This window comes from Pseudomonas sp. Z3-6 (assembly GCF_051131985.1).
GTDB lineage: Bacteria > Pseudomonadota > Gammaproteobacteria > Pseudomonadales > Pseudomonadaceae > Aquipseudomonas > Aquipseudomonas zanjanensis.
In genome coordinates this window covers 6,869,304-6,895,299 of record NZ_CP071644.1, presented here as the reverse complement: position 1 = coordinate 6,895,299, position 25,996 = coordinate 6,869,304, and the positions used below count along the sequence as shown (strand labels likewise).

Sequence of the window (25,996 nt, the reverse complement as noted above, 5' to 3'; positions counted from 1 at the left end):
CTCAGCGTTGCGCTGCGGCCACGCCGGCAGTCGCGGCGTCAGGTTTGGCAACCGGTGCCGACGGGGTGGCTGGCCATGCGTTGCGGTCCAGGTCCAGGTCCGGGAACTTGCTGGAGTCGAACACAGGGACCTTGATGCCGGCCGCACGCTGGTCATCGTAGTCACGCAGGATGCGCATGCCGACCTTGAACAGCAGGAACAGCGCGATCAGGTTCACGAACGCCAGCAGGGTCATGGTGATGTCGGCGAACGCGAACACGGTGCCGAGGTTTTCGATGGCACCCCAGAAAATCAGGACCAGGACCAGCGCACGGTAGCCCATCAGGACCTTGCGATTGTCACCGATCATGAAGCGCAGGTTGTTCTCGCCCAGGTAGTAGTTGTAGAGGATCGAGGTGAACACGAACAACGACAGGGCCACAGAGATGAATATCCGGCCCCAGTCACCCACGACCGCCGCCAGGGAGTTCTGGGTCAGGGCAATGCCGTCGCCTTCGAAACCTGGGGTGTAGAAGCCCGACAGCAGGATCAGCAGCGCGGTGCAGGTGCAGATCACGAAGGTGTCCAGGAATACGCTGAACGCCTGGACCACGCCCTGGGCGACCGGGTGCTCGACCGACGCGACGGCGGCAACGTTAGGCGCACTGCCCAGGCCGGCTTCGTTGGCGAACACGCCACGCTTGACGCCCATGACGATGGCGCTGCCGATCAGGCCGCCGAAGGCCTGGTCCAGACCGAAGGCGCTTCTGACGATGGTCGCCAGCATGTCCGGTACATGTTCGAACTGCAGCACGATTACGTAGAGGGTCACGCCGATGTACGCCAGGGTCTTGACCGGAACCAGCAGGTCGGCAACCTTGGCGATACGCTTGATCCCACCGATGAACACCAGGCCCAGCAGCACCGCCAGGCCCAGGCCGGTGTAGGTGGTGTCAAAGCCGAAGGCGTTGTTCAGAGAGTGGGTGACCGCGTGGGCTTGCAGGCCGTTGAAGGCGAAGCCGAAGGTCACCAACAACAGGAATGCCATGATCATGCCCAGCCAGCGTTTCTGCAGGCCGTGCTGGATGTAATAGGACGGGCCGCCACGGTACTGGCCTTCGGAGTCGCAGCGCTTGTAGAGCTGGCCGAGGGAGCATTCGAAGAAGCTGCTGGACATGCCGACCAGCGCGGTCACCCACATCCAGAACACCGCACCAGGACCACCGAGGGTCACGGCGATGCCGACACCGGCGATGTTGCCCGCGCCGACACGGCCGGCCAGGCTGAGCATCAGGGCCTGGAAGGAACTGAGCTGGTCAGTGCTGCTTTTCAGGCTGTCACGGAACACCGTGAACATGTGGAAGAAGTGACGGAACTGGACGAAACGCGAGCGGATCGTGAAGTAGCCACCGAGCCCGACAATGAGCACGATCAGCACTTTCCCTGATAGGAAGTCGTTGATGACTTCGAGCATGAGTATTCCTCGCTGTTTTTTGTTTAAGCAAATGCTGGCCATTTGGAAACATCGCGTTACATCGGTCGGCGCGCGGCCTGACAGGTGAGGCGGAGTTTCGTCCCGGTCCATTTTCGCGGGTTTGTTATTAGTTCGGTTTTCGCATGTTTAAAGGTCTCGTTGCGGACGACCGCTCATGCGAAGAGGGGCGGCACTATACCTATCAGTGCGGTGCCCGTCTGCACAGTTGTGGTGCGTCCGACGAAGCGGACCCTTTGAAACACCTGGCCTTCCGGTCAGGTTCTTGTGGGGACGAGCCTGCTCGCGTTGGCTGGCGACGCGGTTTACAACGGGCAGCGCGTCGTTGTTTATCGCGAGCAGGTTCCTTCCCACAGATTCAGTCATCCTTGGCGGCTATCAATTAAAAAAAGGGCTTGGGGAAGATCCCCAAGCCCTCAAAAGGTGAGAGGTGTCTAGTCCCTCGACCTGGTGAGCGGTGGCCGTGTCGATCACGCTTTGAGCGGGACCAGACGCGGAGCAATCATGTTTTCCGGGCGCAGGATGTCGTCGAGCATGGCGTCGTCGAGCAAGCCTTCTTCGCGCACCAGTTCCAGTACGCCGCGGCCACTTTCCAGGGCGATGCGGGCGATACGGGTGGCGTTTTCATAGCCGATGTACGGGTTCAGGGCGGTGACCAGGCCGATCGAGTGCTCGACCAGCTCACGGCAGCGCGCTTCGTTGGCGGTGATGCCGACGATGCAGTGCTCGCGCAGCATGTCCATGGCCCGTTGCAGCAGGCGGATCGAGTCGAAGATCTTGAAGGCGATCAGCGGTTCCATCACGTTCAGTTGCAGTTGGCCGCCTTCAGCCGCGATGGTCAGGGCCAGGTCGTTGCCGATGATCTGGAACGCCACCTGGTTGACCGCTTCCGGGATCACCGGGTTGACCTTGCCGGGCATGATCGAGCTGCCTGGCTGGCGGGCCGGCAGGTTGATTTCGTTGATGCCGGTGCGTGGGCCGCTGGACAGCAGGCGCAGGTCGTTGCAGATCTTCGACAGCTTGACCGCGGTGCGCTTGAGCATGCCGGAGAACAGCACGAAGGCGCCCATGTCGGAGGTGGCTTCGATCAGGTCGGCGGCCGGGACCAGCGGCTGGCCGCTGATGGTTGCCAGGCGCTGTACGGCCAAGGCCTGGTAGCGCGGATCGGCGTTGATACCGGTGCCGATGGCGGTGCCGCCCAGGTTCACTTCGGTGAGCAGTTCAGGCGCCAGGGTTTTCAGGCGTGCCAGGTCTTCGCTCAGGGTGGTGGCGAAGGCGCGGAATTCCTGGCCGAGGGTCATCGGCACGGCGTCCTGCAGCTGGGTGCGGCCCATTTTCAGGACGTGGCTGAATTCTTCACCCTTGGCCGCGAACGCCTGGATCAGGCTGTCGAGGCTGGCCAGCAACGCGTCGTGACCCAGCAGCAGACCCAGGCGGATCGCGGTCGGGTAGGCGTCGTTGGTGGACTGCGCCATGTTCACGTCGTTGTTGGGGTGCAGGTATTGGTACTCGCCTTTCTGGTGGCCCATGGCCTCCAGCGCGATGTTGGCGATGACTTCGTTGGCATTCATGTTGGTCGACGTGCCGGCGCCGCCCTGGATCATGTCCACCACGAATTCTTCGTGGAAATCGCCGCGGATCAAACGTGCACAGGCTTCACTGATGGCTGCGTGCTTGGCTTCGCTGAGCTGGCCAAGTTCGCGGTTGGCGTCAGCGGCGGCCTGTTTGACCATTGCCAGGCCGACCACCAGCTTCGGGTAATGCGAGATCGGGACGCCGGAGAGACGGAAGTTGTTTACCGCTCGTAGGGTCTGGATGCCGTAATACGCTTGCGCCGGTACTTCGAGTACGCCAAGCAGGTCTTTTTCTGTGCGGAATGATGCAGCGGAGGACATGACGGAAATCATCTCGATATGGACCCGGTCTGTGCCGGAACGCTGTGGATCCTAGGCTCTGGGGAAAAATAGGGCCAATGCTGTTAAACACTGGCCTATGCATATTCGGCATAATGCCGGTGTGACGCCGACGATGCGGCGAACGTGTGACCTGTTTTGGTGCGTGTAGGGAGGCGTGATGAATCTTGAAAGCAAATGGCTTGAGGACTTCAGTGCCCTGGCCGCTACTCGCAGTTTTTCCCAGGCGGCCGAGCGGCGTTTCGTGACGCAGCCGGCGTTCAGCCGACGAATCCGCAGCCTTGAGGCGGCGCTGGGGCTGACCCTGGTCAACCGTTCACGTACGCCCGTCGAGCTGACGGCGGCGGGGCAGTTGTTCCTGGTGACGGCGCGTACGGTGGTGGAGCAACTGGGCGAAGTGCTGCGCCATTTGCATCACTTGGAAGGCGGGCAGGGCGAAGTCATCCAGGTGGCCGCCGCCCACTCCCTGGCGCTGGGCTTCTTCCCGCGCTGGATCGCGCAACTGCGCAACGAAGGGATGAACATCGCCACGCGCCTGGTGGCGACCAACGTCGGCGATGCGGTCCACGCCTTGCGCGAGGGCGGCTGCGATTTGATGCTGGCCTTCTACGACCCGGATTCGGCCATGCAGATGGACCCGGAAATCTTCCCATCGCTGCACTTGGGCCAGACCGAAATGCTCCCGGTGTGCGCCGCCGATGCCAACGGCAACCCGCTGTTCGACCTTGAAGGCGAGGCCAGCGTGCCGTTGCTGGCCTACAGCGCCGGGGCGTTCCTCGGGCGTTCGGTCAACCAGTTGCTGCGCCAGCGGGCGCTGCGTTTCACCACGATCTACGAAACGGCCATGGCCGACAGCCTGAAAAGCATGGCCCTGGAAGGCCTGGGCATCGCCTGGGTGCCGCATTTGAGTGTGCGCAACGAACTGGCCCGGGGCGAATTGGTGATTTGTGGCGGGGCGCAATGGCATGTCCCGCTGGAGATCCGTCTGTACCGCTGCGCCCTGGTGCGCAAGGCCAATGTGCGGTTGCTATGGCGCAAGCTTGAAGGCGGTGTGGCGCAGGGTGCTGTCGGATCCTGAAACCAACGCAGTCCCCTTTGTGGGAGCGGGCTTGCTCGCGAATGCGGTGTGTCAGCTCAGAAGGTGGCGACTGACACACCGCATTCGCGAGCAAGCCCGCTCCCACAGGGGATTTGTGGTGTTTCGACGCTGACCTGCGAGTCAATAAAACCGCCGCTTCAGCGCAAATGACAGATGGTCGGCGAAAGTGCGTTTAACGCACCATTTTCGGTATACTGCCCGGCCTTCGGTCGGTTCGCCCGGCCATCATTCGTACAACAAGCCACGCCGGTTTCCTGCGTGGCTTGTTGTTTTTTGACGCGCCTGCGGGCGCCCAGAGAGAAGAGGCACGACGATGAGTGCACTGGTTGGCGTGATCATGGGCTCCAAGTCCGATTGGTCCACCCTTAGCCACACCGCCGATATGCTGGAAAAGCTCGGCATCCCTTACGAGGTGAAAGTGGTCTCTGCCCACCGTACCCCGGACCTGCTGTTCCAGTACGCCGAAGAGGCCGAAGCGCGTGGCATCGAGGTGATCATCGCCGGTGCCGGTGGCGCGGCCCACCTGCCGGGCATGTGCGCGGCCAAGACCCACTTGCCGGTGCTGGGCGTGCCGGTCCAATCGTCGATGCTCTCGGGCGTTGATTCGTTGTTGTCGATCGTGCAGATGCCCGCCGGTATTCCGGTTGCGACCCTGGCCATCGGCAAGGCCGGCGCGATCAATGCGGCCCTGCTGTCGGCGAGCATCCTGGGCGCCAAGCATCCACAATTTCATACCGTGCTGAAAAAATTCCGCGCTGAGCAGACAGACAGCGTCCTGGACAATCCAGACCCACGCATTGCCTGAGGTTGTTGACGAATGAAGATCGGTGTAATCGGTGGCGGCCAGTTGGGTCGCATGTTGGCCCTGGCAGGTACGCCGCTGGGGATGAACTTCGCTTTCCTGGACCCGGCGCCGGACGCCTGTGCCGCGGCGCTGGGTGAACACCTGCGGGCCGACTACGGCGACCAGGATCACCTGCGCCAGTTGGCCGATGAAGTCGACCTGGTGACCTTCGAGTTCGAAAGCGTCCCGGCCGAAACCGTGGCCTTCCTGTCCCAGTTCGTGCCGGTCTACCCGAGCGCCGAAGCCTTGCGGATCGCCCGTGACCGCTGGTTCGAAAAGAACATGTTCAAGGACCTGGGCATCCCGACGCCGGCCTTCGCCGACATTCAGTCCCAGGCCGACCTGGACGCCGCCGTCGCGGCCATCGGCCTGCCCGCCGTGCTCAAGACCCGCACCCTGGGTTATGACGGCAAGGGCCAGAAAGTCCTGCGCAAGCCTGAAGACGTGGCCGGTACGTTCGCCGAGCTCGGCAGCGTGGCCTGCCTGTTGGAAGGCTTCGTGCCGTTCACTGGGGAAGTCTCGTTGATCGCCGTGCGTGCCCGCGACGGTGAAATCCGCTTCTACCCGCTGGTGCACAACACCCACAAGGAAGGCATCCTCAAGCTGTCCGTCGCCAGCACCGATCACCCGTTGCAGGCCTTGGCCGAAGACTATTCCAGCCGGGTGCTCAAGCAGCTCGACTATGTCGGCGTGATGGCGTTCGAGTTCTTTGAAGTGGACGGCGGCCTCAAGGCCAACGAAATCGCACCGCGGGTCCACAACTCCGGGCACTGGACCACCGAAGGCGCCGAGTGCAGCCAGTTCGAAAACCACCTGCGGGCGGTGGCTGGGCTGCCGCTGGGGTCGACCGCCAAGATCGGCGAAAGCGCGATGCTCAACTTTATCGGCAAGGTGCCGGACACCGAGAAAGTCCTGTCGATCGCCGACTGCCATCTGCATCACTATGGCAAGGCGTTCAAGGTCGGGCGCAAGGTCGGCCACGCCAACCTGCGCTGCGCTGATCGGGCCACGCTGGCCCAGCAGATCATCAAGGTCGAGACGCTGATCGCCGAGCAATAATCTGTCATACCGTTGGAACCATTCGTCGGCTAACCTCTCTCATGGCTAAGTGCCAAAACCTGATCGGGCTTTGGCTTAGCGACTCAATGAGAGGGGAATGCCATGGGAATCATCGGAACCATTTTTATCGGCTTGATCGTTGGCCTGCTGGCACGCTTCCTGAAACCGGGCGATGACAGCATGGGCTGGATCATGACCATCCTGCTCGGTATCGGCGGTTCGTTGGCAGCCACTTACGGCGGCCAGGCCCTGGGCATCTACCAGGCCGGCCAAGGCGCGGGTTTTATCGGGGCCCTGGTGGGCGCGATCGTGCTGCTGGTGATCTACGGCCTGATCAAAAGAAACTGACCCAAATGCATCAAGGCCCCCTCTGCGTCGCGAGCTGAGGGGGCTAGAATGCTCGGCGTTTCACTTTTCATTCATTGCCGAGCCCTTTCATGCGCCGTCTAGTATTGACCCTTCTTCTGCTGGGCAGCGGCCTGGCCCATGCCGCCGAGCTGCCGGAAACCGACTGGCTCGAACTGATGCCCAAGTCGGACCAGAAAGCCCTCGAGGCCATGCCCGACATCGACCACAACTCCCCGGAAGCCAACGGCACCTTCACCGAAAAAGGTGGCCTGAAGCAAAGCAAGGGCTTGCCGGCGGTGATGTATTCGACCAAGACCGTGGCGGCGATGAACGACAAGCACATCCGCATCGGCGGTTACCCGGTGCCGCTGGAAACCGACGCCAAGGGCCACAGCACGCTGTTCTTCCTGGTGCCCTACCCTGGCGCCTGCATCCACGTCCCGCCACCGCCGCCTAACCAACTGGTGCTGGTGCGTTACCCCAAGGGCCTGAAGCTGGATGACATCTACACGCCGCTCTGGGTGACGGGCACGCTGAAGATCGAAAAGGTCGACAACGATCTGGCGAGCGCGGCGTATGCGTTGGAGGCGGAGAAGGTGAGGGTGGTGCAGGAGGCGGATCTATAAGCTTGGCGCGGACCCTTGTGGGAGCGGGCTTGCTCGCGAAGGCGGTGTGTCAGTCGATATGTATGTTGGCTGACACACCGCCTTCGCGAGCAAGCCCGCTCCCACAGGTTTTTTGCAGTGGGATTTAGAGCGGTTTGCTGCGGATGTTCACACCCAGGGTATGGCTGGCGTCCGGCAACAACGTCACCACATCCTCCATCACATTCGCCGTCTCGATGCACAGCATGCGCTGCCAGCCATCGTCGGCCATGTCGCTGAAGGCCTTGGCGCGTTCGATCCAGGGGTTCCAGATCACCGCCGAGCGCGAACCGCTGCTGGTCAGCTCGATCCGTCGTTGCCACTGCGGATCAACGATGCTCAGCGTCGGCGGGGTGTCGAGGTAGATACGGTCGGTCTCGCCGGTGAAATGCAGGTCGCCGGCCTGGGTGTGGGTGTTCCAGTCGTCGAGGGTCTCGATGTAGTTCAAGCCATCGACGCCTTCGACCTGCACGTTGCGCACGTCGCTCACGGCGAAGTAGCTGTGCAGCGCCTGGCTGAGGCTGACGGTTTCGCTGCCACGGTTATGGCTGGTGAGGCGGATGTGCAGTTGCGCGTCCATCACGATGGCCAGCGTCAGGTCGACCTGATGAGGCCAGCCCGCAAGGCCGTTTTCGGGATAAGGCAGCATGAATTCGATTTTCAGGCTTTCGCCTTCGGCCTCGATGCCCTTCAGTTCCCAATCCATCGCCCGCACCAGGCCATGGGCGGTGGCCGGGTCATTGCTCACGCGCATGGCCTGCACGCTGTCGGGGTTGCGCGTCAGGTTGCCGAACCACGGCCAGCACACCGGCACGCCCGCGCGGATGCTCTTGCCGGCCTTGAATGTGGCCTGGTCGTTGAGCCAGATCAGTGGCGGCTGGCCGTCCACTTGATAACTGAGGATGTGCGCGCCTTGCTGGGCCACCAGCAACTCGGCCTGACCGTGGCGGATGCGCCAGGCGTTCAGTTCATCCAGTTTGACCGCGTCGACGTTGGGCGTAGGCATTTTGCAAATCTCGTTCGGTGACAGGGACTGCAATGGACCGCAAAACGGTCGCCGTGTTTAACGGGCGCGCGGCGGAACCGAGCGGGTACGACCGCTGCCGTCGATGGCGACGAAGACGAATACCGCCTCGGTCACCTTGCGCCATTCACTGGACAGCGGGTCGTCGCTCCAGACCTCGACCATCATCTGGATCGAGCTGCGGCCGATTTCCAGCGCCTGGGTATAGAAGGACAACTGCGCGCCCACCGCCACCGGCACCAGGAACGCCATGCGATCGATCGCCACGGTGGCCACGCGTCCGCCGGCCACTTTGCTGGCCATGGCGGTGCCGGCCAAGTCCATCTGGGACACCAGCCAGCCGCCGAAAATATCGCCGAAGCCGTTGGTCTCCCGTGGGAGCGCGGTGATTTGCAGGGCCAGGTCGCCTTGCGGGATGGGATCTTCTTGTTCGAGCTCTATCATGCCGGGGGTGCCTCTGACCCGTAACGCTGTCTGGTACTTCAGGTGAATAGCCGTCTTCGTAAAAAACGATTCAGCCCGAACATACTGCGTTCGTCACGTTTTTCGTAAAGGCGTGCCAAAGGGAAACTCTGCGAAACCGGCTGATCTTGTACTACATCACCAACGACGTTTTCGCACAGCAACCCCTTACAGAGTATTGCAAGGTTGCGAGTATATCGGGCGATAGACGTCGAGACGACCACTCGGTTCTGATTTCGACTGTCAAATACGCGCCTCTATGTGCTTTTTCGAACAATTTGCTATCGTGCCGAACCTGCCCAGGCCCCAACCCGAGTTGCCAGGGTTGCAGAACCGACTATAAGAGAAGCCCTTGCCATGACCACTGCGCCTTCGAGCACGGCGACGCCCGCACAACCGGCACGTCCATTGACCCGCAACGATTACAAGACCCTGTCGCTTTCAGCCCTGGGCGGTGCGCTGGAGTTCTACGATTTCATCATTTTCGTGTTCTTTGCCACCGTGGTCGGCAAATTGTTTTTCCCGGCCGAAATGCCCGAGTGGCTGCGCCTGATGCAGACGTTCGGTATTTTTGCCGCCGGTTACCTGGCCCGGCCGCTGGGCGGGATCATCATGGCCCACTTCGGCGACCTGCTGGGGCGCAAGAAAATGTTCACCCTGAGCATCTTCATGATGGCCGTTCCGACCCTGATCATGGGGCTGTTGCCGACTTATGCACAGATCGGCATGTGGGCACCGATCCTGTTGTTGCTGATGCGGGTGATCCAAGGCGCGGCCATCGGCGGGGAAGTGCCGGGCGCCTGGGTCTTCGTTTCCGAACACGTTCCGGCGCGCCACATCGGCTATGCCTGTGGCACGCTGACCTGCGGCCTGACGGCGGGGATCCTGTTGGGGTCGCTGGTGGCAACGGCGATCAACAGCATTTATACACCGGTGGAAGTGGCCGATTACGCCTGGCGGATCCCGTTCCTGCTGGGTGGCGTGTTCGGGCTGTTTTCGGTGTACTTGCGCCGCTGGCTGCACGAAACCCCGGTGTTCGCCGAACTGCAACTGCGCAAGGCCCTGGCCGAGGAAGTGCCGCTGCGGGCCGTGCTGCGTGATCATCGCGGCGCCATCGCCATTTCCATGCTGCTGACCTGGCTGCTGTCGGCTGGCGTCATCGTGGTCATCCTGATGACACCGACCGTGCTGCAGACGGTGTACCACTTCAGCCCGACCGTCGCGCTGCAGGCCAACAGTCTGGCGATCGTGTTCCTGAGCTTGGGTTGCATTGGTGCGGGTGTGCTGGCCGACCGTTTTGGTGCCGGCCGGGTGTTTGTCTTCGGCAGTGGTTTGCTGTTGATCACCTTCTGGACGTTCTATCACTGCCTGTTCGACCACCCCGAGTGGCTGTTCCCGCTGTATGCCCTGAGTGGCTTGCTGGTAGGCACCATCGGCGCGGTGCCTTATGTCATGGTCAACGCCTTCCCGGCCGTGGTGCGCTTCAGCGGCCTGTCGTTTTCCTACAACTTGGCCTACGCGATTTTTGGCGGGTTGACGCCGATGATCGTGACCCTGTTGCTGAAAGAGAGCTCGATGGGGCCGGCATATTATGTGGCGGCCATCTGTGGGATCGGGATTGTGGTGGGCGGGTATCTCTGGAAGCAGGGGCGCTAGGCGGCGCTGCCCACCTAAGGCGGGTGTGTTCATTGTGGCGAGGGAGCTTGCTCCCGCTGGATTGCGCAGCGACACCCCGTTTTTGTGAGTGCTGCGCACTCAAGCGGGAGCAAGCTCCCTCGCCACAAGAATCATCCTGCAAAACTCAATGCTGGCCTTTCATCCAATTGTCATATTTCAGCCATAGAGTGTTCATACGGCTTACCGATACTTTGCCGACTTAACACACCCTATCTGCTAGGAGTAAGGCATGAAACTGAAGCGTTTGATGGCGGCAATGACGTTTGTCGCTGCTGGCGTTGCGACTGCCAACGCGGTTGCCGCTGTTGACCCTGCGATCCCGAGCTACACCAAGACCACTGGTGTATCGGGCAACCTCTCCAGCGTCGGCTCCGATACCCTGGCCAACCTGATGACCTTGTGGGCCGAGAACTACAAGAAAGAATACCCGAACGTAAACATCCAGATTCAGGCCGCCGGTTCCTCCACCGCGCCACCCGCACTCACCGAAGGCACCGCCAACCTGGGCCCGATGAGCCGCAAGATGAAGGACAACGAGCTGCAGGCCTTCGAAACCAAATACGGCTACAAGCCAACCGCTATCCCGGTAGCCGTGGACGCCCTGGCCGTATTCGTGCACAAGGACAACCCGATCAAGCACCTGACCATGGCTCAGGTCGATGCGATCTTCTCCTCGACTCGCCTGTGCGGCGCCAAGGCTGACGTCAAGACCTGGGGCGACCTGGGCGTGACCGGCGACCTGGCCAACAAGCCGGTCCAGCTGTTCGGTCGTAACTCAGTATCCGGCACCTACGGCTACTTCAAGGAAGAAGCCCTGTGCAAAGGCGACTACAAGCCAAACGTCAACGAACAGCCAGGTTCGGCTTCGGTCGTGCAGTCGATCAGCAGCTCGCTTAACGGCATCGGCTACTCGGGTATCGGCTACAAGACCGCCAGCGTGAAAACCGTTGCCCTGGCCAAGAAAGAAGGCGGCGAGTTCGTCGAGGACACCGAAGAAAACGCCCTGAACGGCAAGTATCCGCTGTCGCGTTTCCTCTACGTGTACGTCAACAAGGCGCCGAACAAGCCTCTGGCCCCGCTGGAAGCCGAGTTCGTGAAGCTGATCCTGTCCAAGCAAGGCCAGGAAGTCGTCGTCAAGGACGGTTACATCCCGGTACCTGCCAAAGTCGCCGCCAAGGCACTGGCTGACCTGGGTCTGCAAGAAGGCGGCAACGTCGCCAAGCAGTAACACCTGAGCCTGGGCCAACGCCCGGGCTGCGGTGGGAGTGGACACCACTGCCACCGCCCAATTTTCCCATCCGCTGCCGCTTCTAGCTGGCGGCGGATTTGTTGCGTCACTTCACTGTCATCTTTCTGTCATACAGGATCGCTAGGGTGTGCGCATGAATGATCTGGCCAACTCCACAATGACTACGACTTCCCCTCCCAAGCGCATTGACTTCAATACGCCTGAGCTGCAACGCAAGCGCCGCATCCGCGCGCTCAAGGATCGCCTGACGCGCTGGTATGTGCTGGTCGGCGGTCTCGCCGTCCTGGCAGCCATCACGCTGATTTTCTTTTTCCTGGCCTACGTGGTGCTGCCCCTGTTCCAGGGCGCGGACCTGACCGCCAAGGATTCGATCACCCCGGCCTGGATGCAAGACGCCGGCAAACCGCTGATGATCGCCATCGAAGAACAGAACCAAGTGGCCATGCGCGTTTCCGACAAGGGCCAGGCACTGTTCTACGAACTCGACAGCGGCGCCGAACTGCGCCGTGTCGACCTGCCGGTTCCTGCCGGTGCCACTGTGGTCTCCATCGCGGAAGACCAGCCCGGCAGCCCACTGGTGGCGATCGGTCTGTCCAACGGTCAGGCCCTGGTGTTCCGCCACACCTATAAAGTCAGCTATCCCGACGGCAAGAAAACCATTTCGCCCGCCATCGAATACCCTTACGGCGAGGCGCCGATAGCGTTGAACGAGCAGGGCGCGCCTTTGGAGCACGTCAGCCTCAACGCCACCGATTCGACTCTGTTGCTGGCCGGCTCCAGCGGCGCCCAGCTGTATGTACTGTCGCTTACCAGCGAAGAAAACATGATGACCGGTGAAGTCACCAGCGAGCAGACGCGTATCGATCTGCCGCAGATGACCGAGCCGGTGAAGAACATCTTTGTCGACCCGCGCCAGCAATGGTTGTACGTGGTCAACGGTCGCGCCCAGGCCGATGTGTTCAGCCTGCGGGACAAGAGCCTCAACGGTCGCTATAAACTGCTGGAGAACGGCGAGGCCCAAGTCACCGCCGCCGCCCAGTTGGTCGGCGGGATCTCGCTGATCATCGGCGACTCCAAGGGCGGCCTGGCCCAGTGGTTCATGGCTCGCGACCCGGACGGCGAGCTGCGCTTCAAACAGATTCGTTCCTTCCAGATGGGCAGCGCGCCCATCGTCGAGATCAGCGCCGAAGAACGTCGCAAAGGTTTCGTGGCACTCGACACCGCCGGCAAGCTGGGCGTGTTCCACAGCACCGCCCACCGCACCCTGCTGGTGGACCAAGTGGTGGATGGCCAAGGCTTGTTCGGCCTGTCGCCACGGGCCAACCGCCTGATCGTCGAGCAGGGCGGCAAGCTGCAACCGTTGACACTGGACAACCCGCACCCGGAAGTGTCCTGGAGCGCGTTGTGGAGCAAGGTCTGGTACGAAAACTACGACGAACCTAAATACGTCTGGCAATCGACCGCCGCCAACACCGACTTCGAACCCAAGCTGAGCCTTTCGCCGCTGACCTTCGGTACCCTGAAAGCGGCGTTCTACGCGATGCTCCTGGCCGCGCCGCTGGCGGTGGCCGCGGCGATCTACACCGCCTACTTCATGGCCCCGGGCATGCGTCGCAAGGTCAAGCCGGTGATCGAGCTGATGGAAGCGATGCCGACGGTGATCCTCGGTTTCTTCGCCGGCCTGTTCCTGGCGCCGTACGTCGAAGGGCACCTGCCGGGCATCTTCAGTCTGCTGATGTTGCTGCCCATCGGCATCCTGGTCGCCGGTTTCACCTTCAGTCGCCTGCCGGAATCCATTCGCTTGCGAGTGCCGGACGGTTGGGAAAGCGCCCTCTTGATCCCGGTGATCCTGTTCGTGGGCTGGCTCTCGCTGTACATGAGCCCGTACATGGAAACCTGGTTCTTCGGCGGCGACATGCGCATGTGGATCTCCCATGACCTGGGCATCACCTACGACCAGCGCAACGCTTTGGTGGTCGGCCTGGCGATGGGCTTCGCGGTGATCCCGAACATCTACTCCATCGCCGAAGACGCCGTCTTCAGCGTGCCGCGCGGCCTGACCCTGGGCTCCCTGGCCCTCGGTGCCACGCCATGGCAGACCATGACTCGCGTGGTGATCCTCACCGCCAGCCCGGGCATTTTCTCGGCGTTGATGATCGGCATGGGCCGTGCAGTGGGCGAGACCATGATCGTGTTGATGGCCACCGGTAACACGCCGGTCATGGAAATGAACCTGTTCGAAGGCCTGCGCACCTTGGCGGCCAACGTGGCGGTGGAGATGCCGGAATCCGAAGTCGGCGGCAGCCATTACCGCGTGCTGTTCCTGTCGGCCCTGGTGCTGCTGTTGTTCACCTTCGTCATGAACACCCTCGCCGAGCTGATCCGTCAGCGTCTGCGCAAGAAATATTCGTCGCTTTAAGAAAGGTAGAAGTCTGTGAAACAGAACTCCCTGAAAGGATGGTTCAAGAGCGGCGCCCCCGGCGTCTGGATCAGCGGTGGCGCAGTGTCCATCGCGGTCATCATGACCATTGGCCTGCTGGCGGTGATCGCCGTGCGCGGCCTGGGCCACTTCTGGCCGGCGGACCTGATCCACGCCAGCTACAACGTACCGGGCTTGCCTGCGCACCTGGTGGTCGGCGAAGTCGTACAGAAAGAAGAAGTGCCTCGTGAGCGCCTGAAAAGCGCCGGCCTGCCGGTGCCGGACGAAGGCCCCGAGTTCATGACCCGCGAACTGATCAAGGTCGGCAACCGCGACCTGAACGGCACCGACTTCACCTGGATCGTCGGCGATTGGCTGACCAACCAGACGACGCCGCCGGAACTGATGGCCATCGAGCGTCGTGAGTGGGGCAATTTCTACGGCTACCTGGTCAACGTCAAGGAAGGCGGCAAGGTCATCGCCGAAGGCGAGGCCGCCTGGCCGCAACTGCAGGCTCGGGTACAGCGCGTCAACCAGTTGGCCGCCGAGCTCAAGACCCTGGAAAAAGTCGACATCGGCGCCATCAACGCCGGCCTGGAGCGTATCCGCCTGCACGGTCGTAAATTGGAACTGGACGGCAAGCTCGACGCCGCCGCCCAGGCCGACCTGGAAAGCGAACGCGCCGAACTCAACGCCCGCTACAAGGACATCGAAGCGCGCCTGGCCGACCTGCATGCGCAGTTCAACCGCGACAGCCTGACGGCCCGCGATGCCAACGGCAAGGAAGTGGAAATCGAAATCGGCAAAGTGGTGCACGCCTACCAGCCAAACGGCATGGGCACGTTCACCAAGATGGGTTTCTATTTCAGCAAGGTCTGGGAATTCCTCAGCGACGACCCGCGTGAAGCCAACACCGAAGGTGGCATCTTCCCGGCGATTTTCGGCACCGTGATGATGACCCTGATCATGGCGATGATCGTCACGCCGTTCGGCGTGCTGGCAGCTGTCTACCTGCGTGAATATGCCCGCCAAGGCACGATGACCCGCTTGATCCGCATCGCGGTGAACAACCTCGCCGGCGTTCCGGCCATTGTCTACGGTGTGTTCGGCCTGGGTTTCTTCGTCTATGTGCTGGGTGGTTCGGTCGACCGTTTGTTCTTCCCCGAAGCCTTGCCGGCGCCGACCTTCGGCACCCCGGGCCTGCTCTGGGCGTCCCTGACCCTGGCGCTGCTGGCGGTGCCGGTGGTGATCGTGGCCACTGAAGAAGGCCTGGCGCGGATCCCGCGCACCGTGCGCGAAGGCTCCCTGGCCCTCGGCGCGACCAAGGCCGAGACCTTGTGGAAAATCGTCCTGCCGATGGCGAGCCCGGCGATGATGACCGGGATGATCCTTGCCGTGGCCCGTGCCGCCGGTGAAGTGGCACCGTTGATGCTGGTGGGCGTGGTGAAGCTGGCCCCGTCGCTGCCGCTGGACGGTAACTACCCGTACCTGCACCTGGACCAGAAGATCATGCACCTGGGCTTCCATATCTATGACGTCGGCTTCCAGAGCCCGAACGTCGAGGCAGCGCGGCCGTTGGTCTACGCCACGGCACTGCTGCTGGTGCTGGTGATCGCCACCCTCAACCTGTCGGCGGTGTGGATCCGTAACCACCTGCGCGAAAAATACAAAGCACTGGATAGTTGATTTTCATGTGGGAGCGGGCTTGCTCGCGAAGACGGCGGCACATCCAAAAGAGATGCAAGCTGAGACACCGCTTTCGCGAGCAAGCCCGCTCCCACAAATACACAGATTGGCGTGGCCACTCGGGTGGCCAACCAAACCGAATTTGTTAGCACAGGGAGCCTCCCATGCAACACGAAGCACATACACACGGCATCAACATGTCGGCCCTGGGCCGCGACAAGCAGAGCCTGGACCTGGCCCAGGAAACCGTCGCCATCGAAGTGCCCGGCCTGAACCTGTTCTACGGCGAGAAACAGGCGCTGTACGACGTCAGCCTGAATATCCCGAAACAGCGCGTCACCGCGTTCATCGGCCCGTCGGGTTGCGGCAAGTCGACCTTGCTGCGCACCTTCAACCGCATGAACGATCTGGTGGACGGCTGCCGCGTCGAAGGTGAAATCAACCTCTACGGCAACAACATCTACCGCAAGGGCGAAGACGTGGCCGAGCTGCGTCGTCGCGTCGGCATGGTGTTCCAGAAGCCTAACCCGTTTCCGAAAACCATCTACGAGAACGTGGTCTACGGCCTGCGCATCCAGGGCATCAACAAAAAGCGCGTCCTCGACGAAGCCGTGGAATGGGCCCTCAAGGGCGCGGCACTGTGGGATGAGGTCAAGGACCGTCTGCATGAGTCGGCCCTGGGCCTGTCCGGTGGTCAGCAGCAGCGCCTGGTGATCGCCCGTACCATCGCCGTGGAGCCGGAAGTGCTGCTGCTCGACGAACCCTGCTCGGCCCTGGACCCGATCTCGACGCTGAAAGTCGAAGAGCTGATCTACGAGCTCAAGTCCAAGTTCACCATCGTCATCGTGACCCACAACATGCAGCAGGCGGCGCGGGTGTCCGACTACACCGCGTTCATGTACATGGGCAAACTGGTGGAATTTGGCGATACCGATACGCTGTTCACCAATCCGGCCAAGAAACAGACCGAAGACTACATCACGGGTCGCTACGGCTAGCCGTAGAGCCGCCAGCGTCAAGCTGCAAGCGGCAAGTAAAAGCGAACCGAGTAACGACACACATCAGCTTGCAGCTTGTAGCTTGCAGCTCACAGCTTTTGCGGAGCAAAACCATGATTTCGAAGGAAGGCCTTACTCACCACATTTCCGCACAGTTCAATGCCGAGCTTGAGGAAGTGCGCAGTCACTTGCTGGCCATGGGCGGGCTGGTGGAAAAGCAGGTCAACGACGCGGTGACCGCGCTGATCGAGGCCGACTCCGGCCTGGCCCAGCAGGTGCGCGAAATCGATGACCAGATCAACCAGATGGAACGCAACATCGACGAAGAGTGCCTGCGTATCCTGGCCCGTCGCCAGCCGGCTGCGTCCGACCTGCGGCTGATCATCAGCATCTCCAAGTCGGTCATCGACCTTGAGCGGATCGGCGACGAAGCCACCAAGATCGCTCGTCGCGCCATCCAGTTGTGCGAAGAAGGCGAAGCGCCGCGTGGTTACGTCGAGGTTCGCCACATTGGCGACCAGGTGCGCAACATGGTTCGCGACGCGCTGGATGCCTTTGCCCGCTTCGACGCCGACCTGGCGTTGTCGGTGGCCCAGTACGACAAGATCATCGATCGCGAATACAAGACCGCCCTGCGCGAGCTGGCGACCTACATGATGGAAGACCCGCGTTCCATCTCCCGGGTGTTGAGCATTATCTGGGTGCTGCGTTCCTTGGAGCGTATCGGCGATCATGCGCGCAACATCTCGGAACTTGTCATCTACCTGGTGCGCGGCACCGATGTGCGCCATATGGGGCTCAAGCGCATGAAGGAAGAAGTTGAGGGCACCCTGTCCGAAACCGCTAATGTTCCGAGCGCAACTGACGATAAGTAAGATTGCCAAGAAAAGCGCCCGGCCTTCTGGTCGGGCTTTTTTTTGGATTTTTTTTCATCGAAAGCAGCACCCCGCGAACGAAAAGTCCCGGCGTGACTGAAGGTTTTTTGGCAATGTGCCATCAGTAAAAGCGGTATGCTTGCCGGGATTTTTTAGAGGTGTATCTGGATGAGTAAGGTCAGTGTGTTGGTCGTGGACGATGCTTCGTTCATTCGTGACCTGGTGAAGAAGTGCCTGCGCAACTACTTCCCGGGCGTGCGTATCGAAGACGCGGTGAACGGCAAGAAAGCCCAGGCCCTGCTGGCTCGCGAGGCGTTCGACCTGGTGCTGTGCGATTGGGAAATGCCGGAAATGTCCGGCCTGGAACTGCTGACCTGGTGCCGCCAGCAGGACAATCTCAAGGGCATGCCGTTCGTGATGGTGACCAGCCGCGGCGACAAGGAAAACGTGGTACAGGCGATCCAGGCCGGCGTTTCCGGCTATGTCAGCAAGCCGTTCACCAACGAGCAGTTGCTGACCAAGGTCAAGCAGGCCCTGCACAAGGTCGGCAAGCTCGACACGCTGATGAACAGCGCTCCGACCAAGATGAACTCGGCGTTCGGCAATGACTCCCTCAGCGCCCTGACGGGCGGCAAGGCTCCGGTGGCGGCGGTTGCGTCGGCGCCAGCGGTAAATCCGTTTGCCAAACCGGCTGCCGCTCCCGCCGCTGCTGCTCCGGCTCGTGGTTTGCTCAACAGCCCACCGGTCAAGGCACCGGTAGCCGCCGCTTCGACGGCCAATCGCGGCCAAGGCCAGTTGCGCCTGTCCAGTGGCACCCAGCAATGCGTGATCAAGGCCCTGAGCCTCAAGGAAGCGCTGCTGGTGGTCAAACGCTCCGACACCCTGCCGCAAGTACTCGAAGGCGCGGTGCTGGACATGGAACAGGGCGACAACGCCGAAACCGCGCGTCTCAACGGCTATTTGCACGCCATCGTCGCCCATGAGCAGACGCCCGACAGCGAATGGCTGCAACTGACGTTCCGCTTCGTCGACAAAGACCCGCAGAAGCTCGACTACATCTCCCGCCTGATCGCCCGCGGCACGGCGCAGAAGCACTTCGTACCGGGCGCTTGATTCGGCGCCTTTGAGTCCGCTATCGCGAGCAGGCTCGCTCCCACAGTGATCTCAGGTGTTCACAAAATTTGTGTCCACAGCAGATCCCCCTGTGGGAGCGAGCCTGCTCGCGATAGGGCCATCAACCTTAACAACAATCACTGATCCAATTTTGAAACATCCGTCGACTACGCTGGTCCATCCCAGCTGCTAGGCTGCTGTACAGGCCTTCATTTATCGACAGAATTCTTGCCCATGCTCGTGCCGTTGCTGTTCGCCTGTGGTCTCGTCCTGGCCGCCACCCCGGCCATGGCCATGACCATCTACAAATCCACCGATGCCAATGGCGTGGTGTCCTATAGCGACCGTCCCAGCAAGGGCGCCCAGGTGTTCGTGTTCCGCGACCGCATGGTCGAACGCCTGGAGCGCCAGGTGTTTCTCGATATCAAGAAGCAGAATGGCGCGGACGCGGTGTTCGTGCGCAACGATTTGTACGCGCCGGTGGAGATCGAGTTGAGTTTCGCCGGGCTGCGCAATGTCAGCGGGGCGCCGAGCCGGCCGATTCGTCGGGTGCTGCCGGCACGCAGCAACCTGCGCCTGGCGCTGCTGACGGCTACCCGGCCCGGCCGGCCGCTGGTGTATACCCCAAGGTTCGAATATTCCCTGGGCGACCCTGCAGGCGCCGCCGAGGCCTATCGATACCCGCTGCCTTGGCGCGGCGGGCCATTCCGGCTGAGCCAAGGCGCCAACGGCCAATACAGCCATTACGGCCCGAAGAACCGCTACGCCATGGACATCGCCATGCCCGTCGGCACGCCGATCACCGCCGCGCGGGGAGGCGTGGTGATCAAGACCGAAAACGAACAGACCGGCCGCGGGGACGACCCAGCGGGCAACTTCGTGCGGGTGCTGCACGACGACGGCACCATGGGCGTCTACCTGCACCTGCAGAAAGGTTCGGTGAGCGTACGGGAAGGGCAGCGGGTCGCGGTGGGCACGCCGTTGGCGTTGTCGGGCAATACCGGCAACAGTTCAGGCCCGCACCTGCATTTCGTGGTGCAGCGCAATACCGGGTTGGGGCTGGTGTCGATCCCCTACCAGTTCAATCAACCGGTGGGCGACTTGCCCAACTTTGCGTTGGGCAAGCAGTAGCGCTTTAGATTCGGGAGGCTTTTTGTGGCGAGGGAGCTTGCTCCCGCTCGGCTGCGAAGCAGTCGTCGCTTTTGGGGCCGCTTCGCGACCCAGCGGGAGCAAGCTCCCTCGCCACAGCGGGTTATGCCTTCAACTTGCGGGAAGTTTGATGCTCAATCGAGCATCAACACCTTCGCCAGGATGATCTTCGGCCCTTTCATCTTCTTGATGATGATCCGCAGGCCTTCGACTTCCAGCACCTCTTCCTCTTCCGGCACGCGCTTGAGGGTTTCATAGACCAGCCCGGCCAGGGTTTCGGCTTCGATGTGGTCCAGGTCGATCCCCAGCAGGCGCTCGACCTTGAACAGCGGCGTGTCGCCACGTACCAGCAGCTTGCCCGGCTGGTAGGCCAGGATCCCGCGTTCGGCCTTGCGGTGTTCGTCCTGGATGTCACCTACCAGCACTTCCAACACGTCTTCCATGGTCAGGTAGCCGATGATGTTGCCGTCGGCTTCCTCGACCACGGCGAAGTGCGAGCCGCCCTTGCGGAACTGCTCCAGCAACTGCGACAGCGGCATGTGCCGCGACACGCGCTCCAGCGGCCGGGTCAGTTCGGCCAGGTTGAACGATTCGGGGATGTGGTCCAGGGCCGCCAGTTCCAGCAGCAGGTCCTTGATGTGCAGCAGGCCGACGAACTCCTGGCGCTCGCTGTCGTAAACCGGATAACGGCTGAACTTGTGGCGACGGAACATCGCCAGGATTTCCTTGAGGGGCGCGTTGAACTCCAGCGTCACCAGGTCTTCCCGGGAATTGGCCCAGTCCACCACTTCCAGCTCGCCCATTTCCACGGCCGAGGCCAGCACGCGCATGCCTTGGTCGCTCGGGTCCTGGCCCCGGCTGGAGTGCAGGATCAGCTTCAGTTCTTCGCGGCTGTAATGGTGTTCGTGATGGGGCCCGGGCTCGCCTTGGCCGGCGATGCGCAAGATGGCGTTGGCGCTGGCGTTGAGCAGGTAGATCGCCGGATACATGGCCCAGTAGAACAGGTACAGCGGCACGGCGGTCCACAACGACAGCAGCTCGGGTTTGCGGATGGCCCAGGATTTGGGCGCCAGTTCACCGACCACGATGTGCAGGTACGAAATGATGAAGAACGCGGTGAAGAACGACACGCCTTTGATCACTTCCGGCGACTGCACGCCAATCGCGCCCAGCAACGGCTCGAGGATGTGGGCAAACGCTGGCTCACCGACCCAGCCCAGGCCCAGGGACGCCAGGGTGATACCCAGCTGGCATGCCGACAGGTAAGCGTCGAGCTGGCTGTGGACGGTGCGCAGGATATGCCCGCGCCAGCCGTTTTGCTCGGCGATGGCCTCGACCCGGGTCGAACGCAGCTTGACCATGGCGAATTCGGCCGCAACGAAAAATCCGTTGAGCAGCACCAGGATCAGAGCAAAAAGAATCATGCCGAATTCGGCGAAGAGTGTGACGAGGGACAAGCCAGGGGAAGGGTCCATGATGGGGTTTTGCGGGTTCCGAATAGTCGTAGGAATTGAAAATGAGCGCCTGAAAAGGCAGGCGCAAGTCAGTCAATGTAGCGGCTGACTCGGCGATTGCCTAGGGGGCGCTTTCAATCAGCGGGGCGAGCGAGGCGTGTGCGAACCACTTGGGCCGGGGCGAAATGACAGGTAAACGTGCTGCCATGGCCGGGCACGCTGCTGATCTCCATGCGGGCGCGATGGCGCAGCAGGACGTGTTTGACAATGGCCAGGCCCAGCCCGGTGCCACCGGTATTGGAGTTGCGGCTGGAGTCGACGCGGTAGAAACGTTCGGTCAGGCGCGGCAGGTGCTTGCTGTCGATGCCGATGCCCGAATCGCGCACGCTCAGGTGCGCGCCTTGCTCGTCGCCCCACCAGCGCACATGGATGCGGCCCTGCTCCGGCGTGTACTTGACCGCGTTGAACACCAGGTTGGAAAACGCGCTGCGCAGTTCCGCCTCGCTGCCTTTGAGCTGCACGGCCGGGTCGGCTTCCAGGGTGATGGTCTGCTGCTTGGAACCGGACAGTTCCTGGGCATCTTCGACAATGATTTGCAGCAGGTCGTCGATCGGCACCGGCTGGTTGTCCGACGGGTAATCGGTGGCTTCCAGCTTCGCCAGCAACAACAAGTCGTTGAGCAGGGTCTGCATGCGCCCGCTTTGCTGGTGCATCTGCTGCAAGGCCCGGCTCCAGCGCGGGTTCACCTCCTCGACGTTGTCGAGCAGGGTCTCCAGGTAGCCGCAGATCACCGTCAAGGGCGTGCGCAATTCGTGGGAAACGTTGGCGATGAAATCCTTGCGCATCTGTTCCAACTGATGGATACGCGTGACGTCGCGCACCAGCATCAAGTGCTCGTTGTTGCCGTAGCGGGTGATGTACAGCTGGATACGCAACCGGTCATTGGTGGGCGAAGGGATCTCCAGCGGCTCGGCGTAATTGGCTTGCTCGAAATACTCCTTGAAGCGCGGATGGCGCACCAGATTGGTCACCGGTTGGCCGCTGTCCTGGGGTGTCTTGAGGCCCAACAGGGTCTCGGCAGCGCGGTTCCACCATTCCAGGTTGCCTTCGCTGTCGAGCATGATCACCGCGTCTTTCAGCGCGGCGGTGGATTCCTGGACCCGGTCGATTACCGCCTGCAGGCGCCCGCGAACGCGCTGGTCACGCCGTTGCAGGTGGTAGATGCTGTCGAACACCTCACCCCATAAGCCATAGCCGTCGGGCGGGGCTTCGTCGGGTTGATGCAGGCGCAGCCATTCATGCAGGCGCAGCAATTGCTTGAGTGTCCAGGCCAGGTAAAGCCCCAGGCCCGCGGCCAGGCTCCAGCCGTAATAACCGCTGATCAGGCCGATCAGCAAACAGCCAGTCACCAGCAACAACATGTGGCGAATCAGGGTGCCATGCCAGTTTTGATTCACGGAAAATCCTTGGGAGAAAAGCAGCTCCAAGCTTCAAGCGGCAAGCGAAGAGCTACGCGGCTTTGACTTGCCGCTAGTAGCTGAACGCTTGCAGCTGCTCTCAAGCCTTTGTCGAAAAACGATAACCGGTGCCGCGCACGGTTTGTACCAGATTTTCATAGGCATCGCCGAGGGCCTTGCGCAGGCGTCGGATGTGCACGTCCACGGTGCGCTCCTCGACGTAGACGTTGCCGCCCCAGACCTGGTCCAACAGTTGGCCGCGGGTGTAGGCACGTTCCTGGTGAGTCATGAAGAATTGCAGCAGACGGTATTCGGTCGGGCCCATCTCGGCGGGTTTGCCGTCGATGGTCACGCGGTGGCTGATCGGGTCGAGCAGCAGGCCACCGACTTCAATCGGCGCTTCGCCATCGGTCGGTCCGGCGCGTCGCAGCACGGCCTTCAGGCGCGCCACCAGCTCCCGTGGGGAGAACGGCTTGGTGATGTAGTCGTCGGCGCCGACTTCCAGGCCTTGGATCTTGTTGTCCTCTTCGCCCTTGGCGGTGAGCATGATGATCGGAATATCACCGGTCAGCTCGTCGCGCTTGAGCCGTCGCGCCAGTTCGATGCCTGACGTGCCGGGCAGCATCCAGTCCAGCAGGATCAGGTCGGGCTTGCGGTCGACGATGATGGCATGGGCCTGTTGAGAGTTTTCTGCTTCCATGCAGTCATAGCCGGCCATCTCCAACGCAACGGCGATCATCTCGCGGATGGGCGCCTCGTCGTCGACGATCAGAATGCTCCTGCCAACCATGGGGTAATCCTCTTGTCATTTAACTGTCTTGCGCCGCATTAGATAACGGAATTATTGCAGTCGTGTGACAGTTATTTCGTCCTGCGGCAAGGGAGGGGATCCTGGACTACGCTTTTCAGTCCGAATCCTGACAACTACAAAGGAAGGTTTCCATGAAACAAATGACTGTTTCTTTCAAAGCCCTGCTGATGGCAGCTGCTCTGGCCCTGCCTGGGGTTGCGATGGCTGCCGATCCTGCAATGGAGAAGGATGGCATGTTCACCGACCATAAGGGCATGACCCTTTACACCTTCGCCAAAGACTCGGCTGGTAAGTCGGCATGCAATGACAAATGTGCGACTAACTGGCCACCGCTGATGGCTGAGGCGGGTGATAAATCCATGGGCGACTGGACCGTAATCAAGCGCGATGATGGCTCAATGCAGTGGGCCTATCAGGGCATGCCGCTGTACACCTTCGTGATGGACAAGAAGGCCGGAGACATGACCGGCGACGGCAAAATGGACGGCGCCTGGAAAGTGGCCAAGGCTAAGTAACGCGTCCCGCTGAGACGCTTTTTTGTGGCGAGGGAGCTTGCTCCCGCTCGGTTGCGCAGCGACCGCAAAAATCTTGGGCCGCTGCGCAGCCCAGCGGGAGCAAGCTCCCTCGCCACAAAGGCTTTCATAAGCCAAGGTTCAATGCTGGCATGAGCCAAGTTTAGTGCTGGGGCTCGGCTTCAGCGCAACGCGTAATCCAACACAATCCCCACGAAAATCGCCAAGCCGGCCCAATGGTTGTGCAAGAAAGCCTGGAAGCAGCGCATCCGGTCCCTACCTCGGGTGTACCAGAATTCCCAGGCGAAGCACGCGGCCGCGGCCACCAGCCCCAGGTGGAACCAGCCACCCAGTTGGAATTTCGACCCGGCCAACAGCAGGCAACCCAAGGCCAGGCCTTGCAGCGTCAGGATGATCACCCGGTCGGCATCGCCAAACAGAATCGCCGTGGACTTCACGCCGATGCGCAGGTCGTCGTCCCGGTCGGTCATGGCGTAATAGGTGTCGTAGCCCACTGTCCACAGCAGATTGGCGATGTACAGCAACCAGGCGGCCGCCGGCAGATGCCCGGTTTCGGCGGTGAACGCCATCGGCATGCCCCAGGAGAACGCCGCCCCCAGCACCACTTGCGGGTAGTAGGTATAACGCTTCATGAACGGGTAACTGAATGCCAGGGCCAGGCCGCCGAGGGACAGCAGGATGGTCGGTGCATTGGTGCACAACACCAGCAGGAAACTCACGCTCATCAGCACGGCGAAGAACACCAGCGCCTCTTTCGAACTGATCTTGCCGCTCACCAGCGGGCGTTGTTCGGTGCGTTTGACGTGGCCGTCCACCTTGCGGTCGGCCCAGTCGTTGATCACGCAGCCGCCAGCACGGGTCAGCACCACACCGAGGATGAAAATCACCACGTTGGCGATGGACGGCGAGCCTTCACCGGCAATCCACAGTGCCCACAACGTCGGCCACAGCAGCAGGTAGATGCCGATGGGCTTGTCCATGCGGGTCAGTTGCACGAAGTCCCATGCCCGTGGGTTCAGGCGATTCAAGGATTTGAGCAGTTGCACGTACATCAGCAATTCTCCGAATAGGCGCGGGCAACGGTCCACAAGCGGGGCAGGAAGATTTCCGCCACCAGCACGCTCAACGCACCGCGGTCGAAACGTGAACGGCGACCCCACAGGCCACTGGCGCGTACGTCTTCCGGCAAGCCGGCCTCGGGGTAATGGCAAACCTCGATGGCCCGGCGCTGGAACGCCTGGTCGCAAAACAGCAATTCGCCCAGGGAGCGGCTGCCCAACTCGTCCATCTGCAACCCGTCACCCTGCAAGGCGCTGCGCGCCGCCACGCTGCGGGCGAACACCCAGGGCTGGTCGCGACCGCGTAGATACACCTCGCGTACCCAACCTTCGCTGCCCTCGGTCAGGTCCAGCGCGGCACATTCGTCGGCGCGCAATGGCTGCCAGCCTTCGAACAATGGGGTCACGCTGAAATGGCCGTCCGACAGGCGCGTGAGGCGCCGGGTCAGGGAGCCTTCGTCGAACAACCAATCGAGTACACCGGCATCGGGGCGGGGCGACAGCAGGTGCTGGGGCAGCCATTGGAGTGTAGGAAAAATCGAATTTGTATGCGGCACAGAGGTCTTGAATGGCAGCAAATGAGGCCGCGAGCTTACCATGTCGGTCACGGGTTTTGACCGGCCCGGCCTGCTGCCTGCCGATCGTGCTTGCAT

At 61.6% G+C, this 25,996-nt stretch carries 23 protein-coding genes; 14 read left to right on the top strand and 9 right to left on the bottom strand.

The window, feature by feature from the left end; all coding sequences use genetic code 11:
• Position 1: 1 nt before the first annotated feature.
• Positions 2-1,453: an alanine/glycine:cation symporter family protein gene (locus J3P88_RS29770; RefSeq protein WP_186708254.1), complete on the bottom strand. Its 1,452-nt coding sequence runs from the start codon at positions 1,451-1,453 to the stop codon at positions 2-4.
• Between the two features lie 488 nt (positions 1,454-1,941).
• Positions 1,942-3,366, bottom strand: a complete 1,425-nt coding sequence (aspA, locus tag J3P88_RS29765; protein WP_186708252.1) for an aspartate ammonia-lyase — start codon at positions 3,364-3,366, stop codon at positions 1,942-1,944.
• A gap of 178 nt (positions 3,367-3,544) precedes the next feature.
• Here aspA and J3P88_RS29760 point away from each other — a divergent pair, with 178 nt between their 5' ends.
• The 5 genes from J3P88_RS29760 (at position 3,545) to J3P88_RS29740 (ending at position 7,360) form a co-directional block, all read left to right on the top strand.
• On the top strand, positions 3,545-4,462 hold the full coding sequence (locus J3P88_RS29760; RefSeq protein ID WP_434573246.1) for a LysR substrate-binding domain-containing protein: 918 nt from the start codon (positions 3,545-3,547) through the stop codon (positions 4,460-4,462).
• 334 nt (positions 4,463-4,796) lie between these two features.
• Positions 4,797-5,288: a 5-(carboxyamino)imidazole ribonucleotide mutase gene (gene purE / locus J3P88_RS29755; RefSeq protein ID WP_003196369.1), complete on the top strand. Its 492-nt coding sequence runs from the start codon at positions 4,797-4,799 to the stop codon at positions 5,286-5,288.
• 12 nt (positions 5,289-5,300) lie between these two features.
• Positions 5,301-6,386, top strand: coding sequence for a 5-(carboxyamino)imidazole ribonucleotide synthase (locus J3P88_RS29750; protein WP_434573244.1), 1,086 nt, complete (start codon positions 5,301-5,303; stop codon positions 6,384-6,386).
• 102 nt (positions 6,387-6,488) lie between these two features.
• Entirely contained in the window at positions 6,489-6,734 is a 246-nt protein-coding gene (locus J3P88_RS29745; RefSeq protein WP_003187057.1) for a GlsB/YeaQ/YmgE family stress response membrane protein, read from the top strand.
• A gap of 89 nt (positions 6,735-6,823) precedes the next feature.
• Positions 6,824-7,360: a DUF3299 domain-containing protein gene (locus tag J3P88_RS29740; protein ID WP_186708246.1), complete on the top strand. Its 537-nt coding sequence runs from the start codon at positions 6,824-6,826 to the stop codon at positions 7,358-7,360.
• 124 nt (positions 7,361-7,484) lie between these two features.
• Here J3P88_RS29740 and J3P88_RS29735 read toward each other — a convergent pair whose 3' ends face one another.
• Complete coding sequence (locus J3P88_RS29735; protein WP_434573241.1) at positions 7,485-8,384, bottom strand: D-hexose-6-phosphate mutarotase; 900 nt, start codon at positions 8,382-8,384, stop codon at positions 7,485-7,487.
• Positions 8,385-8,441: 57 nt separating this feature from the next.
• Positions 8,442-8,846 (bottom strand): acyl-CoA thioesterase, encoded by a 405-nt coding sequence (locus J3P88_RS29730; RefSeq protein WP_003177184.1) that lies wholly within the window; start codon positions 8,844-8,846, stop codon positions 8,442-8,444.
• Between the two features lie 375 nt (positions 8,847-9,221).
• Between J3P88_RS29730 and J3P88_RS29725 the strand changes: the two genes are divergently transcribed.
• From J3P88_RS29725 to J3P88_RS29690, 8 genes are all read left to right on the top strand, one after another.
• A complete protein-coding gene (locus J3P88_RS29725; RefSeq protein ID WP_186708242.1) occupies positions 9,222-10,520 on the top strand; it encodes an MFS transporter in 1,299 nt (432 codons plus the stop codon).
• 250 nt (positions 10,521-10,770) lie between these two features.
• Complete coding sequence (locus J3P88_RS29720) at positions 10,771-11,769, top strand: phosphate ABC transporter substrate-binding protein PstS (protein ID WP_250963871.1); 999 nt, start codon at positions 10,771-10,773, stop codon at positions 11,767-11,769.
• A gap of 406 nt (positions 11,770-12,175) precedes the next feature.
• Positions 12,176-14,209, top strand: a complete 2,034-nt coding sequence (locus tag J3P88_RS29715) for an ABC transporter permease subunit (RefSeq protein ID WP_434576651.1) — start codon at positions 12,176-12,178, stop codon at positions 14,207-14,209.
• Positions 14,210-14,224: 15 nt separating this feature from the next.
• Complete coding sequence (pstA, locus tag J3P88_RS29710; protein WP_186708238.1) at positions 14,225-15,895, top strand: phosphate ABC transporter permease PstA; 1,671 nt, start codon at positions 14,225-14,227, stop codon at positions 15,893-15,895.
• Positions 15,896-16,059: 164 nt separating this feature from the next.
• Positions 16,060-16,893: a phosphate ABC transporter ATP-binding protein PstB gene (gene pstB / locus J3P88_RS29705; protein WP_053127038.1), complete on the top strand. Its 834-nt coding sequence runs from the start codon at positions 16,060-16,062 to the stop codon at positions 16,891-16,893.
• Positions 16,894-17,006: 113 nt separating this feature from the next.
• Positions 17,007-17,768, top strand: a complete 762-nt coding sequence (gene phoU / locus J3P88_RS29700; protein WP_434573238.1) for a phosphate signaling complex protein PhoU — start codon at positions 17,007-17,009, stop codon at positions 17,766-17,768.
• Positions 17,769-17,936: 168 nt separating this feature from the next.
• On the top strand, positions 17,937-18,881 hold the full coding sequence (locus J3P88_RS29695; protein WP_434573236.1) for a response regulator: 945 nt from the start codon (positions 17,937-17,939) through the stop codon (positions 18,879-18,881).
• 234 nt (positions 18,882-19,115) lie between these two features.
• Positions 19,116-20,012 carry a peptidoglycan DD-metalloendopeptidase family protein gene (locus tag J3P88_RS29690; protein WP_434573234.1) on the top strand — a complete coding sequence of 299 codons (897 nt, stop codon included), beginning with the start codon at positions 19,116-19,118 and terminating at the stop codon, positions 20,010-20,012.
• Positions 20,013-20,164: 152 nt separating this feature from the next.
• Here the strand turns inward: J3P88_RS29690 and J3P88_RS29685 are convergent, their stop codons facing one another.
• The 3 genes from J3P88_RS29685 to phoB form a co-directional block, all read right to left on the bottom strand.
• A complete protein-coding gene (locus J3P88_RS29685; RefSeq protein ID WP_186708230.1) occupies positions 20,165-21,505 on the bottom strand; it encodes a hemolysin family protein in 1,341 nt (446 codons plus the stop codon).
• A gap of 113 nt (positions 21,506-21,618) precedes the next feature.
• Positions 21,619-22,905: a phosphate regulon sensor histidine kinase PhoR gene (gene phoR / locus J3P88_RS29680; RefSeq protein ID WP_189674362.1), complete on the bottom strand. Its 1,287-nt coding sequence runs from the start codon at positions 22,903-22,905 to the stop codon at positions 21,619-21,621.
• A 136-nt stretch (positions 22,906-23,041) separates the two neighbouring features.
• Positions 23,042-23,731: a phosphate regulon transcriptional regulator PhoB gene (phoB, locus tag J3P88_RS29675; protein ID WP_003177195.1), complete on the bottom strand. Its 690-nt coding sequence runs from the start codon at positions 23,729-23,731 to the stop codon at positions 23,042-23,044.
• A 152-nt stretch (positions 23,732-23,883) separates the two neighbouring features.
• Here phoB and J3P88_RS29670 point away from each other — a divergent pair, with 152 nt between their 5' ends.
• A complete protein-coding gene (locus tag J3P88_RS29670; RefSeq protein WP_434573232.1) occupies positions 23,884-24,267 on the top strand; it encodes a COG4315 family predicted lipoprotein in 384 nt (127 codons plus the stop codon).
• A 179-nt stretch (positions 24,268-24,446) separates the two neighbouring features.
• Here J3P88_RS29670 and ubiA read toward each other — a convergent pair whose 3' ends face one another.
• Together ubiA and J3P88_RS29660 are read right to left on the bottom strand one after the other, a co-directional pair.
• Positions 24,447-25,337, bottom strand: coding sequence for a 4-hydroxybenzoate octaprenyltransferase (gene ubiA / locus J3P88_RS29665; protein ID WP_186708224.1), 891 nt, complete (start codon positions 25,335-25,337; stop codon positions 24,447-24,449).
• Entirely contained in the window at positions 25,337-25,900 is a 564-nt protein-coding gene (locus tag J3P88_RS29660; RefSeq protein ID WP_186708222.1) for a chorismate lyase, read from the bottom strand. The genes ubiA and J3P88_RS29660 overlap by 1 nt, the downstream gene beginning before the upstream one ends.
• Positions 25,901-25,996 lie beyond the last annotated feature (96 nt).